This window comes from Streptomyces sp. NPDC052016, from assembly GCF_044548445.1.
Lineage (GTDB): Bacteria > Actinomycetota > Actinomycetes > Streptomycetales > Streptomycetaceae > Streptomyces.
In genome coordinates, this window is record NZ_JBIUBX010000025.1 from 81,016 (window position 1) to 98,774 (window position 17,759).

A 17,759-nucleotide genomic window follows, 5' to 3' on the forward strand; every position below is an offset into this window, starting at 1 on the left:
TAAGGCCTACGATCGTGGCGTGTCCCTTACTTTCACTCTCGACCCCGCCGTCACCCCCGTCCTGCGCGACGGCATCCTCGACCTGTGGACGGACGTCTCCGACGCGGGCGGCGCCGTCGGCTTCGTGCCGCCGGTGACGCGGGAGGTGATCCGGCCCGAACTGGTGCGGCACTTCGCGCAGATGGCCGAGGGGCGCACGCGGCTGCTCGTCGGGCACGACGAGGCCGGGCAGGTCGCCGCGACCGCGTTCCTCACCTTCAACACGCACCGGCTGATGACCCACTGGGTGTGGCTGTACACGGTGATGGTGCACCCGAGGCACCAGGGCCGGGGCTACGGCCGCGACCTGCTGGCCGCGGCCGCGGACGCGGCCCGCACGTGCGACGGGATCGAGGCGATACGCCTCACCTGCCGGGGCGGACTCGGCCTCGAGCACTTCTACGGCTCCTGCGGCTACAAGGAGGTCGGCCGCGTGCCCGGGGCGATCCGCGTGGCGACGGGGGACGACCGGGACGACATCACCATGCTGCTGCCGCTGACGTGAGCGCTCGCCCCCCGCTGCAAGATCGGCCGTTCGGCGTGCTTCACTGGAGAACGGCCCCCTTTTGGAATCGGAAGAGTGGATTGAGATGCTCCGCTACACGTTGATGCGCCTCGGTGTCTTCGTAGGCTGCCTCGTGGCCGTCTGGGGGCTCGTCTACTTCGGTGTCGTCCCGCGCGGCCTCGGCGAGTCCAACGGCATGTGGATCATCCTGCTGGCGCTGGTGATCTCCGCCCCGATCAGCTTCGTGGTGCTGCGCAAGGAGCGCGACCGCGCCTCGGAGACCGTCGTGCGCCGGGTGGACCGGATGAAGGCCGGCCTGGAGGCCAACCGGGCGCAGGAGGACGAGGCGATCGACTCCGCCACCCGTGCCCAGGGCCGCACTTCCTAGGGGAGTCGCCCCCAACGGCCCCAACTACCCTTGCTCCCATGGGTGCCGTGAAGACCAAGCGGATGCCGCGTGCGGTCCGTGAGCAGCAGATGCTGGACGCAGCCGTGGAGATCTTCGGTCGGCGGGGGTACATGGCCGCGTCGATGGACGAGATCGCCGAACTGGCGGGCGTGTCCAAGCCGTTGGTGTACCTGTACCTGAACTCCAAGGAAGACCTCTTCACCGCCTGCATCCGGCGGGAGGCCGAGGCCCTCGTCGGGGCGGTGCGCGCGGGCGTCCACACCGACCTGCCCGCCGACCGCCAGCTCTGGGACGGCCTGCTGGCGTTCTTCGCGCACACCGCGCGGCACCCGCACGCCTGGTCCGTCCTGCACCTGCAGGCCCGCACCCACGGCGAGCCCTTCGCCGCCGAGGTCGCCGCGATGCGCGCGGAGATCGTCGCGTTCGTCACCCAGCTCATCGTCGTCGCCGCCCGCGAGGCACACCGGGACCCCGACCTCCCCGAGCACGAGGTCGCCGGCCTCGCCGAGGCCCTGGTCGGCGCCGCGGAGTCCCTGGCCGCCTGGGCCAACACCACCGAGGGCGTCACGGCCCGGCAGGCGGCGACCACGCTGATGAACTTCGCGTGGGCGGGTCTGGGCAACCTCATGGCGGACCGGCGCTGGTCCCCGCCGGAGGCGTAGGCCCCGGCCGAAGGCGCCGCGTGAGGCCGCGCGCGGTCACGCGAGCCGGTCCACCCGCCCGCTCACATGGACGCGCCCCGCCTCTCCCGCTCCCCGCAGCTCGAACCGACTCCCGTCCGCCGCGAAGGCCACCGTCCCCGGCAGCAGCACCGGTGCCCGGAAGTCGGCCCGTACCCGCACCGCCGGTGGGGTGCCGTGGGCGGCGAGGCAGCGGGCCGCGGTCCACATGCCGTGGGCGATGGCCCGGGGGAAGCCGAAGAGGCGGGCGGTGAGGGGGTGGAGGTGGATGGGGTTGCGGTCGCCGGACGCGGCGCCGTAGCGGCGGCCCACGTCGGCGGCGAGCCGCCACTCCTCGAGGACGGGGAGGGGGCCGGACGCGGGGTGTGCGGGCCGCGCGGCCGGGGGTGTCCGCCGGGTGCGGTGCCGTGCGAGGTAGGTGCTGTGCGACTCCCACACCGTCTCCCCGCCGTCCCGCAGCTCGGTGACCACGGTCGCCTCGGTGCCCCGGTGGTGCGGGGCCAGCGCGTCGACGTGCACGGCGAGTTCGTAGCTGCCGGTGGCGGGCAGCGGCCGGTGCCGGGTGATCTCGATCGAGGTGTGGACGAGGCCGAGGAGGGGCAGCGGGAAGGCCCGGTCGCTCATCAGCCGCATGGCCAGCGGGAAGCCGAGGACGTGCGGATAGGTGACCGGCAGACAGTCATCGCCGGTGGGGAAGCCGCAGACCCGCTCGTAGGCGGCCAGGCGGGCGAGGTCGACGCGCAGGCCGGGCAGGAGCAGGCGGGCGCGGGGGTAGTCGGCGTCCGGGCGCGGGCGCTTGAACGGGGACAGGAGTGCGCCGCGGGCCAGCAGCGGCGCGAGGGCGGGCGGGCTCGTCAGGGTCGCCATCACGCCCCCAGCAGGCTCTGGCCGCACACCCGTACGACCTGCCCGTTGACCGCTCCGGAGGCCGGATGCGCGAGCCAGGCCGTGGTCTCGGCGACGTCCACGGGCAGCCCGCCCTGGGCGAGGGAGTTCATACGGCGTCCCGCCTCCCGGATGAACAGCGGCACCGCGGCCGTCATCCTCGTCTCGATGAAGCCGGGCGCGACCGCGTTCACCGTCACCCCGTGCTCGGCGAGCGCGCGCGGCGCGAGGGCGCGGACCAGTCCGGCGACGCCCGCCTTGCTCGCGCCGTAGTTCGTCTGGCCCGCGTTCCCGGCGAGCCCGGCGATGGAGGCGGTGGCCACGATCCGCCCGCCCGGACGCAGGGCGCCCTCGGCGAGCAGCGCGTCCGTGGTGCGCAGGACGCTCGCGAGGTTCACGTCGAGCACGCAATTCCAGCGGTCGGCGGGCATGTTGACCAGCCGCCGGTCGCGGGTGACGCCCGCGTTGTGGATCAGCACGTCCAGTCCGCCGGGGAGGGCGGCGGCGATGCGTTCGCCGGCGTCGGCGGCCGTGATGTCGAGGGCGAGGGCGGTGCCGCCGAGCCGCTCGGCGACCCGGCGGGCGTCCTCCTCGGCCCGCGGTACGTCGAGGACGACGACCCGGGCCCCGTCGCGGGCGAGGGTCTCGGCGACCGCCTCGCCGATGCCCCGGGCGGCGCCGGTGACGAGGGCGGTGCGGCCGGCCAGGGGGCGGTGGTGGTCGATGGGCCCCTCGGCCACCGGCCCCGCCCCCACGTCGATCACCTGGCCGCTGACGTAGGCCGACCGGGGGGAGAGGAGGAAGCGCAGGGTGGACTCGGCGGCGGCCGCGTCGGTCAGCCGGACCAGGTTCACGGTCCTGCCCCGGCCGATCTCCTTGCCGAGGGAGCGGGTGAAGCCCTCCAGGGCCTGCTGGACGGCCGCCTGGTGGTGGTCGTCGGGGTCGAGGGGCGCGCCCAGCACCACCACCCGCCCGCTCGCGGCGACCGACCGCACGACCGGGTGCAGGGCCGCGTGCACCTCGGCGAGCGTGTCGACGTCCCGGACGCCGGTGGCGTCGAGGACGACGGCGGCGACCGGATCCGGGGAGCGGGTGCCCGGTCCGGTACGGGCGAGGACGGGGGCGAGGTCGAGCGTGGACGGGCCGGCCGTGAGGTGCAGCAGGCCGCCGTCGAGGTCGGGGTACTCGGGTGACCAGCGCCTGAGCGCCGCCGGCTGCGGGAGGCCGAGCCGCCGGGTGAGGAAGCGGCCGGGTGCGGTGGCGGTGAAGCTCAGATAGCGGTCGGCCACGTCCAACTCCTAGCTGTTCCGGTGGCTGTGCCGGGTCGAGGCGACAGTCCTTACTCTAGAGTAAGGTTACCGATGGTAAGCCTATCGAAGGTGAGGAGCAGGTCGAGATGAGCTTCGTGAAACGGCCGGAGGCCCGCCGCGTCGCGATCGTCGGCGGCAGCCGCGTGCCCTTCGCCCGCTCCGACGGCCCGTACGCCACCGCCTCCAACCAGGAGATGCTCACGGCGGCGGTCGACGGCCTGGTGGCCCGCTTCGGGCTGGACGCCCCCGGAGCCGTGGGCGAGCTGGTCGCCGGCGCCGTCCTCAAGCACAGCCGCGACTTCAACCTCGCCCGCGAGACCGTCCTCGGCTCGAAGCTCGACGCGCGCACCCCGGCCTACGACATCCAGCAGGCCTGCGGCACCGGACTGCAGGCGGTCGTCGCCGCCGCCAACAAGATCGCCCTCGGCCAGACCGAGTCGGCCGTGGCGGGCGGCGCCGACACCGCCAGCGACGCCCCGCTGGGCGTGAACGACCGCCTGCGCCGCATCCTCCTCGAGGCCCGCAGGGCCGGGTCCACGGGCGCCCGCCTCAAGGCTCTCGCCCAGGTGCGCCCCTCCCACCTGATCCCCGACATCCCGCGCAACGCCGAACCGCGCACCGGCCTGTCCATGGGCGAGCACGCGGCGGTGACCGCCCGGGCCTGGGGCATCGGCCGCGCGGCCCAGGACGAACTGGCCGCGGCCAGCCACCGGCGGCTGGCGGCCGCCTACGAGCGCGGCTTCTTCCGGGATCTGGTCGTCCCCTTCCGCGGCCTCGACCGCGACCAGAACCTGCGCCCCGACTCGACGGTGGAGAAACTGGCGGAGCTGAAGCCGGTGTTCGGCCTCGACGCCCCCGGCCCGACGATGACGGCGGGCAACTCGACCCCGCTGACGGACGGCGCGGCCGTGGTGCTCCTGGCCTCGGAGGAGTGGGCCGACGCGCGCGGCCTGGAACCGCTGGCCTACCTGACCGCGTACGAGACGGCGGCCGTGGACTTCGTGCGCGGCGACGTCGCCGGCGGCGAGGACGGACTGCTGATGGCGCCCGCGTACGCCGTGCCGCGCATGCTGGAGCGGACCGGGCTCGGCATCGAGGACTTCGACCTGGTCGAGATCCACGAGGCGTTCGCCTCCCAGGTGCTGGCCACGCTGGCGGCCTGGGAGAAACGCGGGCTGGCCCCGGTCGACCGGGAACGGCTGAACGTGGCGGGTTCCTCCCTCGCGACCGGCCACCCCTTCGCGGCGACGGGCGCCCGCATCGTGGCCACCCTCGCCGCACTGCTCGCCGAGCGCGAGGTGCCGTCCCGCGGCCTGATCTCGGTGTGCGCCGCCGGGGGCCAGGGAGTGACGGCCGTCCTGGAGCGAGCGTGAACGGGGCCGGGCCACAACGAACCTGAGAGTCACTCACATACCCCCCGAGGTTGCACACCCCCGGCCCCGGATCGTCCCCGAACATACACAGGCCCCACACGTCAGCCCCGTACGATCCCCTACCTAACCGGCGGTAACCCCTTTTCTGGGGGCCAACCCCGTGAACGCCTCGACCCTCGAGGCACGTACTTCATGCAGCCAGCAGTTTCGCGAGCTGCACGCCCAGGGAGCCGCCCGTGTCCACGCCGTACTCCGCCAACGCCGAGGGCTACATCGACTACGACGCTCCCCCCGCCCTCGTGGAGCCCGAGACGCGACGCCTGGACGGCGCCGTCCGCGAGGCCTCCGTACCGGCCTTCGCCCGCCCGGTGACCTACGGGTCGCTCGCCGACCTGCCCTTCGAGAACGCGGACGCGGCACCGGAGGCGGTCGTCCTCAGCCGCAGGGGCCAGGACGGCACGTGGACGGACGTCACGGCGCAGCGCTTCGCCGCACAGGTCCACGCGGTCGCCAAGGGGCTGATAGCCGAGGGCCTGATGCCGGGCGACCGAATCGCCATCATGGCCCGCACGACGTACGAGTGGACGCTGCTCGACTTCGCCGCCTGGGCGGCCGGCCTGGTCACCGTCCCCGTCTACCCCACGTCCTCCGTCTTCCAGACCCGCTGGATCCTCCAGGACTCCGGCGCGGTCGCCCTGGTCACCGAGACGGTCGGGCAGGCGGCGGCCGTCGGCCCCGAACGCGACCGGCTGCCCGACCTCCGGCACATCTGGGTGATGGAGAAGGGCCACGTCGAGCGCCTCGGCGAGCTCGGCGAGCACCTCCCCGACGCCGAAGTCGACGTCCGCCGGGGCATGCTGGTCCCGGACACCCTCGCCACCCTCATCTACACCTCCGGCACAACGGGCCGCCCCAAGGGCTGCGCGCTCACCCACGGCAACTTCTTCGCCGAGGTCGACAACGCGATCGAACTGCTCTACCCGGTCTTCAAGTCGTCCACCGAGGACCTCTCCGTCCTCCTCTTCCTGCCCATGTCCCACGTCTTCGGCCGGATGGTCGCCATCGCCTGCGTCCGCGCCCGCGTCCGCCTGGGCCACTCCCCGAGCCTCAAGGCGGACGAACTCCTGCCGGACCTCGCCGCGTTCAGACCCACCTGCCTCCTCGCCATCCCGTACATGCTGGAGAAGATCTTCAACACGGCCCGGGCGAAGGCGGAGGCGAGCGGCCGGCTCAGCACCTTCGACCGCGCGGCGAACACGGCCGTCCGGTACGGCGAGGCCGTCGAGGCCCAGAAGACCGGCACCGGCCACGGCCCCGGCGCCACCCTCCGCGCGGCCCGCACCTTCTACGACCCGCTGGTCTACCGCCGCATCCGCAACGCCATGGGCGGCCGCGTCCGCCACGCCATCTGCGGCGGCTCACCGCTGGGACGCCGCCTCGGCGCCTTCTACCTGGGCGCGGGCATCGAGATCTACGAGGGCTACGGCCTGACGGAGACGACCGGCGCGTCGACGGTGACCCCGCCGTTGAAGCCGCGCCTGGGGACGGTGGGCTGGCCCCTGCCCGGCACGAAGATCCGGATCGCCGCAGACGGCGAGATCCTCGTGGCGGGCGAGCACGTGCTGCGCGGCTACTGGGACCCGGCGGCCGGCGGAGTGGTCCCCGCCGCCCCCGACGGCTGGCTCGCGACCGGCGACCTCGGGGAACTGGACGACGAGGGCTACCTGACCATCACCGGCCGCAAGAAGGAAATGATCATCACGGCGGGCGGCAAGAGCGTCGCCCCCGCCCCGCTGGAGAACTGGCTCCGCTCCCACCCCCTGATCTCCCAGGCCATGGTCCTCGGCGACGGCCGCCCCTACGTCTCCGCCCTCATCACCCTCGACCCCGACGGCCTCACCCACTGGCGCCAGATGAACGGCAAGCACCCGGTCCCGCCGGAGCTGCTGATCGGCGACGAGGAGTTGAACGCGGTCCTCCAGCGGGCGATCGACGAGGCGAACAAGCTGGTCTCGCGGCCCGAGTCCATCCGCCGGTTCGCGGTTCTCCCCCGCGACTTCAGCGAGTTCGACGGCCACCTCACCCCGTCCATGAAGCTGCGGCGCGAGGCGATCCTGCGGGACTACGCGGAACAGGTGGAGGGGCTGTACCCGCAGTGACGCGGCAACGCGGTAACGCGGAAATGCGTTCGCGGGGCGGGTCCGGTCCCGGGAGGATACGGCCGGTGAACACCATCGAGTTCCTCCACCACCCGTGGGCCGAGAACCCCGCGTCCCTTGTCTGGGGCATCCGGGTCGACGGCAGGGACCTCCGTGACCACACGGCCGAGGCCACGTATGAGCTGTGGCGACGGGAGCTGGAGGGCGAGTTCGAGGACGACGAGGCGGAGATCGCCGAGACCGTACGGAACCAGCACGACGGCCTCGGAGTCGCGGACTTCGCCGACCGCCCCGACCACTTCCTGACCGCCGCCGACAGCGCCCCGCTGCTCGGCTGCCCCTGCGGGATCTGGCAGTGCTGGCCCCTCACGGCGCGCATCGCCGTGACGGCGTCGACGGTCGCCTGGTCGTCCTTCCGCCAGCCGCACCGCGAGCAGTGGGGTGAGCTGGCGATCGGCCCGTTCACCTTCGAACGCCGGTTGTTCGAGGCGGCGTTGGCGGCCCCGACGGTGCTGGCGGAGTACCCGTGAACGGCGCCGGGTTCCAGCCCGACTGATGGCTCGAAATGAGCGCTGCTTTTGCGACGCAAGTTCGAACGGTTGTCCGCTTCTGGGGTGACAGGGGACATTTTGCGCAGGGTGATTACCCCTTGACGCAACGTGATGCCGACCTTTGAATGTGATCCCTATTTGAAGATCTTGTGACTCTGGGGGCGGGGTTCAGTGCTGAGAGGGCGGGTCGACGGCGGCGTTCCAGAGCATCCCGGCTGGAAGAGGCGCCGGGGGGCGGGGGTTAAGGCCGCTGCCTTCGCGGTGGTGCTGGGCATGGTGGCACTGCCGGTCCAGCAGGCGGTTGCATCACCGACGGCGGAATCCGATCCCGCGTCTCTGACTGAGGCGCAGGAGGCGCTGGCCGAAGCCGCGCAGTCCGGTCAGCGAGTGGAAGTGGCAGGGGAGCGTTGAGTGGAGCAGCAGTCCGCGACGACCGGGGGCGCAGGGGCCTGCTGACGCACGATGCCACGGGTGCGCCGCTGGCGACCCCGGTGACGGACAAGGGCCTGTCTCTGAACGGGACGACCTCGTACGCGGCGACGGCCGGCACGGTGCTGGACACCTCCGCTTACTACACGGTCTCTGCCTGGGTGCGTATCGATGCCGGCGTCTCACGCACGATGACGGTCCTCACCCAGACACCCGACAGCGGCAGCCCCTTCGGGAAGAAGTACATCCCGTTCGGTTTGTCGTATGCGGGTGGTGGAGGCGACACCTGGAGCATGAGCGTGCTGGACAGCGGAGGAGCTATCCACAAGGCCTCTGCTCAGCGGGCTACGCCACGCGGTGTGTGGACTCATGTGGCCGGGGTGTACGACGCTGCGACGAAGAAGATCAGTCTCTACCTGAACGGTGTTCTGCAGGCCAGCGTCGATGCCGGGACCGTGTGGAAGGCGACGGGTCCGCTGCAGATCGGCCGGGGTATATGGGCTGATGCCTACACGGACTACCTGCAGGGCTCTGTGGATGAGGTGTCCGTCTGGCGGTGGGCTCTGCCGGCGGACGCAATCGCCGGCGAAGCCCAGCTGATGACATCCGATGAGTACGCGGGTGTAGAGCTGGTTGCCGACTGGTCGGCGGACCGGGGCAGCGGCGGCACCATCGCGGACAACACCTCGGGCTACGGCCGGCCGATGACCCTGGCCGGAGGGGCCTCGCTCGACGGTGAGTCGATCGTCCTGGACGGTGTGGACGATGCGGCCACCGCAACCGGGCCGGTGGTGGATGACACAGGATCCTTCACCGTCACGGCACTGGCCTCCCTGGACGCCGACAAGCTCGTCGGCAAGCAAGTCGGCTACACCGCGCAGGTGGTGGGGCAGCGGACAGCGGACGGGTCGGCCTGGGGACTGTGGTACGAGTTGACGGGCATGGAAGACGTGCTGGACCCGGACACCGCCGAGGAAAAGACGGTTCCCGTGGGTTTCTGGCACTTCGGTCGGCTCGACGCGACCGGCACGTTCAGCGCGGTCGAATCCGTGGCAGCCGCGGTGACCGACGGCATGGTCCGGTTGACCGGGGTCTTCGACGCCCCGGCGGGCACGATCAGTCTGTACGTCGGCTATGAGCAGAACGGCGACGCGCAGGCGTTCACCGCGAAGCCCGGCTCGGGTGACTTCGCCGTCGGCAAGGGCCTCACGGGCAGTGCATGGCAGCACTACCTCCCTGGTCGAATCGCCGAGGTGCGCGTGTGGGCCGGTGCGATGGCTGACGGGGCACAGTTCGAGGAAACCGTGGGCGACTGACCGATACGAGGTGAGGACAGCTCCTGGCGAGTTGTCCTCACCACTACGAAACGCAGCAGACGCGGCGGTCTGCGCACGACTCGCCGGCACTTCTCTCAACCGAACTGCGGGGACGGAACACATGGTGTTTGGCATAGGCACCTCAAGATGGCGGCGCTCGGGAGTGGCGCGGCGAGCCGGACGGCTGATTGTGCAGTCGCTGGCAATTGCGCTGGTCGTGCCGGTGGGTGTGGCGCAGGTCGCCGAGGCTGCGGGGCCCGGCGGTCTGGGACGTCCCGACGTCCCCAAGTCCCGGGTGAGCAAGGTCGAGGAGTTCGACGGCCCCGGCGCTCAGAAAGCCCGCCGGAAGGTTGCCCAGGACAAAAAGAGCAACAAGGCTCAGGCGGATCGCGCTCGATCGGAGCAGCAGGCGGCCTGGCCGCGGCAGGGGCAGGCCACGTTCGAGCTGTCCGCGGGCAAGGAGACCGATGGCGCGCCGGGCGGCACACCGGTGACCTTGGCGCCTATCGGTGGTGCCAAGACGGGGGCTGTCGGCACGGCACGCGTCACCGTGCTCGACCAAAGCGTCGCCCGTAAAGCAGGCGTTACCGGTGTGCTGTTGACCGCCGAAGCAGACACCGCGGGCACTGCCGAGGTCAGCGTCGACTACAGCGGCTTCGCCTCAGCGATCGGCGGCGGCTGGGCCCAGCGCCTGCGCCTGGTGCAGATGCCCGCCTGCGTCCTGACGACCCCTGAGAAGGCCGAGTGCCGCACCCAGCGTCCGATGGCGTCGGACAACGACTTCGTGGGCCAGTCGGTCTCGGCGAAGGTCCATCTCACCGATACCGCGACCGGTCCCTCGACGCAGCTTCTGCGGGACGCGGACAGCACGGCACCGACCGCAACCGTACTGGCCGTCACCGCTGCGGCGGCCGGCTCCGGCCAGTCGCCCAAGGGCGCCGGAGACTACTCGGCCACCCCCCTGTCGGAATCTTCGTCCTGGGAGGCGGGCGGCAGCTCAGGATCCTTCACCTGGTCCTACGACTTCACCATGCCGCCCGCGGCCGCCGGCCCGGTACCGCCGATGTCGCTGTCGTACGACTCGGGCAGTGTCGACGGCCGCACCGCGACCACCAACAACCAGGGCACGTCGGTTGGCGAGGGCTTCGAGCTCACCGGGTCCTACATCGAGCGCACCTACGGCTCCTGTGACGACGACGGCCACGACGACGTCTTCGACCTGTGCTGGAAGTATGACAACGCAAGCCTGGTCCTGAACGGCAGATCCTCACGCCTGGTCAAGGACGACGACAGCGGGCAGTGGCGCCTTGAGAACGACGACGCGTCGAAAGTGACCCGCTCCACCGGCGCGGACAACGGCGACGACGACGGCGAGTACTGGACCGTCATCACGGGCGACGGCACCAAGTACGTGTTCGGCTTGGACAAGCTTGACGGCGCGGACACCCAGCGTGCCAACTCGGCCTGGAGCGTACCGGTGTTCGGCGACGACTCGGGTGAGCCCGGTTACTCCGCCGGCGACGCCTTCGCGGACCGGGCGCTGACTCAGGCCTGGCGGTGGAACCTCGACTACGTCGAGGACACCCGCGGAAACGCCGCCACCTACTGGTACTCCAAGGAATCGAACTACTACAAGAAGAACAAGGCGACGACAGCCAACGCGTCGTACACGCGCGGCGGCTACCTCAGCCGGATCGAGTACGGCCTGCGCAAGGGTGCTCTGTTCACCGACAAGGCGGACGCGAAGGTCACCTTCGGCTACGCAGAGCGCTGCACGGCCTCGGACTGCTCGAGCCTGACCGAGGACACCGCCGACAACTGGCCGGACGTGCCGTTCGACGCAATCTGCACCCAGGGCGACGACGAGTGCAACGCGGCCGGCCCGTCGTTTTTCTCTCGCAAGCGCCTGACCGGGATCGACACCTTTTCCTACAACGCCACGACCACTGTTTATGATCCCGTGGATTCCTGGGATCTCACCCAGGAGTACAAGGACGGCGGGGACATCGGTGACAGCTCCGACCAGGTCCTCACACTGAAGTCGCTCAAGCGGACCGGCAAGGCGGGCGACGCGAGCATCGCGATCAACCCGATCTCGTTCACGTACCAGATGCGGTCAAACCGCGTGGATGCGACGGACGACATCCTGCCCCTGACCCGGCCGCGAATCTCCACGATCACTTCGGAGACCGGTGCGATCACCACGGTGACGCTGTCGGGTGAGGAATGCGTGCGCAGCGAGGTCCTCGGCGCGGCACCGGACACCAACACCCGCTCGTGCTACCCCCAGTACTGGCACATCAACAGCGCCGAGAACGCCTCGATCGACTGGTTCCACAAGTACCGGGTGCTGGCCGTCACCGTCTCCGATCCGGCAGCCGCGAACGAGACGGTGGAGCACGCCTACACCTATGACGGCGCCGCCTGGCACCACAACGACGACCCGTTCGCAGCGAAGGACGAGCGGACCTGGTCGGACTGGCGCGGCTACCGTCAGGTCACCGCCTGGACCGGTGCAACGGACGTCATCCGCTCCCGAACCGTCTCCGTCTACTTCCAGGGCATGGACGGCGACAAGAACAAGGACGGCACGATCAAAAGCGTTTCCGTCGCCCCCCTGGCCACACCGGCCCTGGGAGCTCCCGCCTTGAAGGACAGCAACGAGTTCGCAGGCCAACTGCGCGAACAGGTCACCTTCAACGGCTCCACCGCCACAACGGCGACGGTGAACGACCCGTGGGCGCAGGAGACCGCCCGCCAGAGCACGCCCGGCGCGGGTGACCACCTGGCCCGGTACGTCCGCACGGAGAAGAAGCACGCCTACACGTACCTGACCGCGTCCCAGACGTGGCGCGAGCACCTGACCAGCACGACCTACGACAACTACGGCATGCCCGTACGCGTCGAAGACTCCGGTCAGGTCGGCAAGGCAGCAGACGAGACCTGCACCCGCACCTGGTACGCCCGCAATGCCGACCTGGGCCTCATCAGCCTGGTCTCCCGCACCCGAACGGTCGCCCGTATCTGTGCGACCGCGGACATCTCGCTTTCCCTGCCCGCCACCATGGACCCCGCCAACCCCCAGCGGGGCGATGTGCTCGCCGACAGCGGCATGGTCTACGACACCGCCAATGCCACCACCTGGTCAGCCACCCAGCGGCCCACCAAGGGACAGGTGACCTGGACCGGCCGCCCGACCGGCTACGCCGCCACGGCGGACGCCAACGGCGAGCGCATGCCAGCCGGCTGGCAGAAGGTGTCGGCCACCACGTATGACATCCTGGGCCGCCCCGTGAGCGTCAGCGACGCTTCCGCGAACCCTCCGACCACCACCACCTACACCCCCGCCGACGCCGGCCCGGTGACCAGGACCATCATCGCTGACCCCAAGCAGTACAAAACGGTCAGCTTCCTCGACCCGCGACGTGGTCTGCCACTGCGCACCTACGATCCCAACACCAAGAAGACCGAACTCACCTACGACGCCCTCGGCCGACTGACCCAGGTGTGGCTGCCGAACCGTGCAAGCAGTAGCCAGGCGCCCAGCATGAAGTTCGCCTACCACCTGGAAGCTACCAAGCCCTCCTGGGTGTCGACATCGACCCTGAAGAAGGACGGCGAGACCTACAACACCACCTACGCGTTGTACGACTCGCTTCTTCGGCCCCTGCAGACCCAGTCGCCGACCCCGCAGGGCGGCCGCCTCCTCACCGACACCCGCTACGACACGCGCGGCCTGGCCTACGAGACGTACGCCGACATCTTCGACTCCACCAGCACACCCAACGGCACCTACACCCGGGCCGAATACGGCGAGGCACCTACCCAGCGGCAGACGGTCTTCGACGGAGCCGGCCGCGCGACGACCAGCACCCTGTATGTCCTCGGCGTCAAGAAGTGGTCCACCACTACCAGCTACACCGGAGACTCGGTCGCGACCACGGCCCTCGAGGGCGGCTCTGCCCAGCGCACCATCACCGACGTACGCGGCCAGACGACGGAGACCCGCGCGTACGAGAGCACGAGTCCCGCCGACGCCGCCTTCGGCACCAGCCCCGGTTCCTCGTACGCGTCCACGAAATTCACCTACACCCTGGACGGCAAGCAAGAGACGATCACCGGCCCGGACGGCGCCAAGTGGCTCTACACGTATGACCTTTTCGGCCGCCAGGCCAAGGTCACCGACCCGGACAAGGGAACGGCGGCCACCGAGTACGACATCCTCGACCGTCCGGCCAGGACGACGGACTCCCGGGGCACGTCGATCCTCACCGGGTATGACGAGCTGGGCCGCATCACCGGAACCTGGAAGGACGCAAAAACAGACGCCAATCAGCTCACCGGCTACACCTACGACACCCTCCTCAAGGGCCTGCCCACGACTTCCACCCGCTACGTCGGGGGCAAGACCGGCGAGGCCTACACCCAGGCCGTCACCGCCTACGACAGCCTCAACCGTGCCACGGACACCGAGCTGCGGCTGCCGGCCACTGACCCGTTCGTGACGGCCGGTGTACCAGCCACCCTGGCGTACACGACGTACTACAACGTCGACGGTACCCAGCAGTACAACCGCGAGCCCGCCTTGGGCGGACTGCCATCCGAAATCATCGGATTCGAGTACGACGGCCTGGGCAACCTCACCTCGATCGGCGGCTCGACCGGCTACCTGCGGGACGTGTCCTACTCCGCCCTCACCCAGCCCCAACAGCTGACGCTGGGCACCGGCGGCAGCGGCAGCAAGGACATCTATGTCAGCAACGACTACGAGGCGGGCACCGGCCGACTGACCCAACGGTCCGTAACGGACCAGACACATCCGTACATGCTGCAGGACCTCCAATACACCTACGACCAGTCCGGCAACGTCACCGCGATCAGCGACCCCACGACCCTGGGCGGCACCAGCTCCCCTGAAACCCAGTGCTTCGCCTACGACGGCCACCAGCGCCTTATCGAAGCCTGGACCCCTGCCTCTCAGAACTGCGTCGACACGCGGAGCGCCTCCAGCCTGTCCGGCCCGGCCCCGTATTGGACGAGCTACACGTACAACGATGCAGGCCAGCGGGCCAGCGAGACGGTTCACAAGAGCACCGGCGACACAAAAACGGCCTACTGCTACACCAGCACCACCCAGCCGCACACCCTGACCGGCACCACCACCGGCACCGACTGCACCAAGCCCCAGCGCACCTACACATACGACAAGACCGGCAACACCTCACAGCGCCCCGGAACCACTCAGCCGCAGACGCTGCAGTGGTCACCCGAAGGCAAGCTGACGAAACTGACCGAGAACGCGACGTCGACCGACTATCTCTACGCCGCCGATGGCACCCTGCTGATTCGCAACACCCAGAACGGCGAACGCGTCCTCTACGCCGGCGCCACCGAACTCCACCTCCGTGCCGACGGCAGCACCTGGGCCCAGCGCTACTACGCCGCTGGCGACGTAACGGCTGCCCTCCGTTCCAACCAGTCGGGCACCAACAAGCTCACCTACCTGACGGGTGACCACCACAACACGTCCTCGCTGGCGTTCAACCCGGACACCGGCCAGACGTTCACCAAGCGCTACACCACCCCCTTCGGCGCCGACCGAGGTAAGCCCCTCTACGGCCCCTGGCCCGACGACAAGGGGTTCCTCGGCAAGACGCACGACACGACCACCGGCCTGACCCATATCGGCGCCCGGCAATACGACTCCGCCATCGGCCAGTTCATCAGCGTCGACCCGCTCCTCAGCCTGGATCAGCCGCACTCTCTCAACGGCTACAGCTATGCCAACAACAACCCCGCCACGGAAAGCGACCCCACCGGCCTCGAAAGCTGCTATCCGCACTTCTGCTCCGGCAGCAACGGAACATACGACGACTATGACCCCGCCAAGGATCCATGCAACAAAGACCCCCACTGCGGTGCGGGGTCGAACAACGGGAATAGCGGCGGCAGCACCACGGTCACAGACCTGGGAGACGGTAAGGCGCCACCACCGAACACGGACCTGGGCAAGAAGTACCTGGGGGGTGACGGGCTGCCGTCTGTAGGACAGATGCAGCGGCTCGGTACCTATATGCCGCACGTGAGTCTTGAGCTCAACTATGAGCTCTACTTCCGTGAACGCTGTGGCTTCAGCCAAGGCACCGACATGACGTGCAAGAACCTGCGTGACTACTACGGGGGCTGGAAGCATGTAAAGGAAATCGAATCCCCGGACACGTGTCCAATATGCGGGAATGTGGGGTTCCAATTCATTCTCGAGTATGCGCTTACACGCGGCGGTAAGACCTCCTGCTCTCCTAATAGCTTCCTACCTGAAACCGACGTTCGCATGGCGGACGGTTCGGTCAAGAAAATCGGAGAAATCGAGGTCGGCGACAAGGTGCTGGCCACCGATCCGGAAACAGGAAGGACCGAAGCGCGCACTGTCACTGCCACTATCATCGGCCAGGGCGCCAAGCATCTTGTCGAAATCACGCTCGACGTCAACGAAAAGAAGGGCGCCAAGACCGCATCGGTGACCGCCACCGTCGGACACCCCTTCTGGGTACCGGAACTCGGGGCATGGATCGAGGCCGGCGATCTGCGCGCGGGGCAGTGGCTCAGCACCAGCGCGGGCACACGCGTTCAGATCACCGCGGTCAAGCGCTGGACCCAACAAGCGACTGTCCGCAACCTCACTGTCGACGACCTGCACACGTACTATGTACTGGCGGGGGAGACGCCGGTACTCGTACACAATGACGGTGGCGCCCCGCCTGGTGTTTGGACCATTGATCCGGCGAGGTCCACAAAAATCATGAATGGTGGACCGTTCAGGGCCAATTACTACCAGCAGGCCCCTGATGTCAATGGGACGGTCTACTGGTGGAGTCCCGACAAGGCTGGACATGGCAGGTCAGCTTGGAAGGTCTTCAGGGAGACATCAAAGGGGCTTGAATGGGTGGCCGATGCTGGCAAGGACGGCACCTTCATTGAAGGGAAGCACAAGGGAAAGACTGGCTTGTTCATCCCCTGGAACAAAATGAAGACGGTTGGGTGCTGAATTGATTGAGAGCGTCGAGGAATTCGTGAGGCTTCGTGCCAGCGGAGACGCGGCAGACTTCCAACGGATTAAGCGAGAGGAGGCCTCCCTGGATGTCTGGATTGCCGTCGTTAGAGATTATCCGGACATGCGGTTCTGGGTAGCCTTTAATCGGACGATCCCGGTCGAGGTTATTCGGATCTTGTCAGCTGACTCGGATTGGCGTGTCCGAGACAAGGTAGCGAGCAGGAAGGATACTCCCGGCGACATTCTTGAGGTGCTTTCAAGGGACACTCACGAGGCGGTGCTTTCGTCGGTGGCCGGAAACCCTAGAACGCCAGTTGCCGCGTTGCGTGTTCTTTCGCGACATCCTTGGAATCAGATTCGAGAAAAGTCTCTTCGGCAGCTCCAGAATCGAAGCGAGGCGTAAGAGATGCGCCAGATGTCTTTCTGGCGCATCCGCATAGGTCTGACAAACGTCGGCGGACGGATTCTGTACGTGGCGGGCAGTCAGCGGCCAGCGTCGCTCAGAGCCGTGGCAAAGCTGAACGAGACTCGCAGTTGAAGCGGGCCGGATGTGGGGTACGCAAAGCCGTTGCACAGGTCTTGCGCCACCTGCTCGAGGCATGCGCAGGTCTCCGCCCCAAGCCCGGCGGTGGGGTGGTCGCCTCCGTGAGCCGTACCCACCTCCGCGGGCCGGAGCTCGCGAGTGCGGCGACGAGTCGGGCAGTGTCGTTCCGTAGAGTCAGCCCCCGGCCGCAGGAAGCGCCGAAACTCTTGAGGGGACTGCGCGACACTTGTGTTATTCGTGATCGCGAGTTCGTCGCTGCCCCCACTTGGACCAGCGACGATCTCCGCGCCCGCTCCAGATCTCCAAGTACAGCCGGACAGCCCCTCCCCGTCCGGCGGCGAGGGCGTCCTCCTCCTAGACGTTGCCCGGTGCGGGAAAGAGACCTTGAGCAAGTCGGGGGTCACTCCATGTCGGAGTACGGGTCCGACGATCCCGACGCCGCAGTCGGGACGACAGTCCCAACGGGCGGGCGGGTCGCCGACCAGGTGAGGGAGGATGCGGAGCCAGT

The 17,759-nt window shown here is 69.0% G+C and carries 11 protein-coding genes; 9 read left to right on the forward strand and 2 right to left on the reverse strand.

Features of this window, described 5'->3' with window-relative positions; genetic code table 11:
- Positions 1–19 precede the first annotated feature (19 nt).
- The 3 genes from ACIHAR_RS28565 to ACIHAR_RS28575 all read left to right on the forward strand — a co-directional run bounded on the left by ACIHAR_RS28565 (position 20) and on the right by ACIHAR_RS28575 (position 1,615).
- Positions 20–544: a GNAT family N-acetyltransferase gene (locus ACIHAR_RS28565; RefSeq protein ID WP_365460694.1), complete on the forward strand. Its 525-nt coding sequence runs from the start codon at positions 20–22 to the stop codon at positions 542–544.
- Positions 545–629: 85 nt separating this feature from the next.
- Positions 630–932 (forward strand): DUF4229 domain-containing protein, encoded by a 303-nt coding sequence (locus ACIHAR_RS28570; protein ID WP_365460696.1) that lies wholly within the window; start codon positions 630–632, stop codon positions 930–932.
- 38 nt (positions 933–970) lie between these two features.
- Entirely contained in the window at positions 971–1,615 is a 645-nt protein-coding gene (locus ACIHAR_RS28575) for a TetR/AcrR family transcriptional regulator (RefSeq protein ID WP_365460698.1), read from the forward strand.
- 36 nt (positions 1,616–1,651) lie between these two features.
- Here ACIHAR_RS28575 and ACIHAR_RS28580 read toward each other — a convergent pair whose 3' ends face one another.
- Both ACIHAR_RS28580 and ACIHAR_RS28585 read right to left on the reverse strand, forming a co-directional pair.
- Positions 1,652–2,500 (reverse strand): MaoC/PaaZ C-terminal domain-containing protein, encoded by an 849-nt coding sequence (locus tag ACIHAR_RS28580; RefSeq protein ID WP_400022498.1) that lies wholly within the window; start codon positions 2,498–2,500, stop codon positions 1,652–1,654.
- A complete protein-coding gene (locus ACIHAR_RS28585; protein WP_400022499.1) occupies positions 2,500–3,807 on the reverse strand; it encodes a 3-oxoacyl-ACP reductase in 1,308 nt (435 codons plus the stop codon). Before ACIHAR_RS28585 ends, ACIHAR_RS28580 begins: the two co-directional genes overlap by 1 nt.
- Positions 3,808–3,914: 107 nt before the next feature.
- Here ACIHAR_RS28585 and ACIHAR_RS28590 point away from each other — a divergent pair, with 107 nt between their 5' ends.
- The 6 genes from ACIHAR_RS28590 to ACIHAR_RS28615 all read left to right on the forward strand — a co-directional run bounded on the left by ACIHAR_RS28590 (position 3,915) and on the right by ACIHAR_RS28615 (position 17,110).
- Positions 3,915–5,201 carry an acetyl-CoA C-acetyltransferase gene (locus ACIHAR_RS28590; RefSeq protein ID WP_400022500.1) on the forward strand — a complete coding sequence of 429 codons (1,287 nt, stop codon included), beginning with the start codon at positions 3,915–3,917 and terminating at the stop codon, positions 5,199–5,201.
- A gap of 236 nt (positions 5,202–5,437) precedes the next feature.
- On the forward strand, positions 5,438–7,360 hold the full coding sequence (locus ACIHAR_RS28595; RefSeq protein WP_365460706.1) for an AMP-dependent synthetase/ligase: 1,923 nt from the start codon (positions 5,438–5,440) through the stop codon (positions 7,358–7,360).
- A gap of 65 nt (positions 7,361–7,425) precedes the next feature.
- Positions 7,426–7,890, forward strand: coding sequence for a hypothetical protein (locus ACIHAR_RS28600; RefSeq protein WP_400022501.1), 465 nt, complete (start codon positions 7,426–7,428; stop codon positions 7,888–7,890).
- Between the two features lie 428 nt (positions 7,891–8,318).
- Entirely contained in the window at positions 8,319–9,656 is a 1,338-nt protein-coding gene (locus tag ACIHAR_RS28605; RefSeq protein WP_400022502.1) for a LamG domain-containing protein, read from the forward strand.
- Positions 9,657–9,777: 121 nt separating this feature from the next.
- The gene (locus tag ACIHAR_RS28610) at positions 9,778–16,701 is read left to right on the forward strand and encodes a polymorphic toxin-type HINT domain-containing protein (RefSeq protein WP_400022503.1); all 6,924 of its coding nucleotides are present in this window, start codon (positions 9,778–9,780) and stop codon (positions 16,699–16,701) included.
- Between the two features lie 127 nt (positions 16,702–16,828).
- Positions 16,829–17,110 carry a hypothetical protein gene (locus tag ACIHAR_RS28615; RefSeq protein WP_400022530.1) on the forward strand — a complete coding sequence of 94 codons (282 nt, stop codon included), beginning with the start codon at positions 16,829–16,831 and terminating at the stop codon, positions 17,108–17,110.
- The last annotated feature ends 649 nt before the right edge of the window (positions 17,111–17,759 follow it).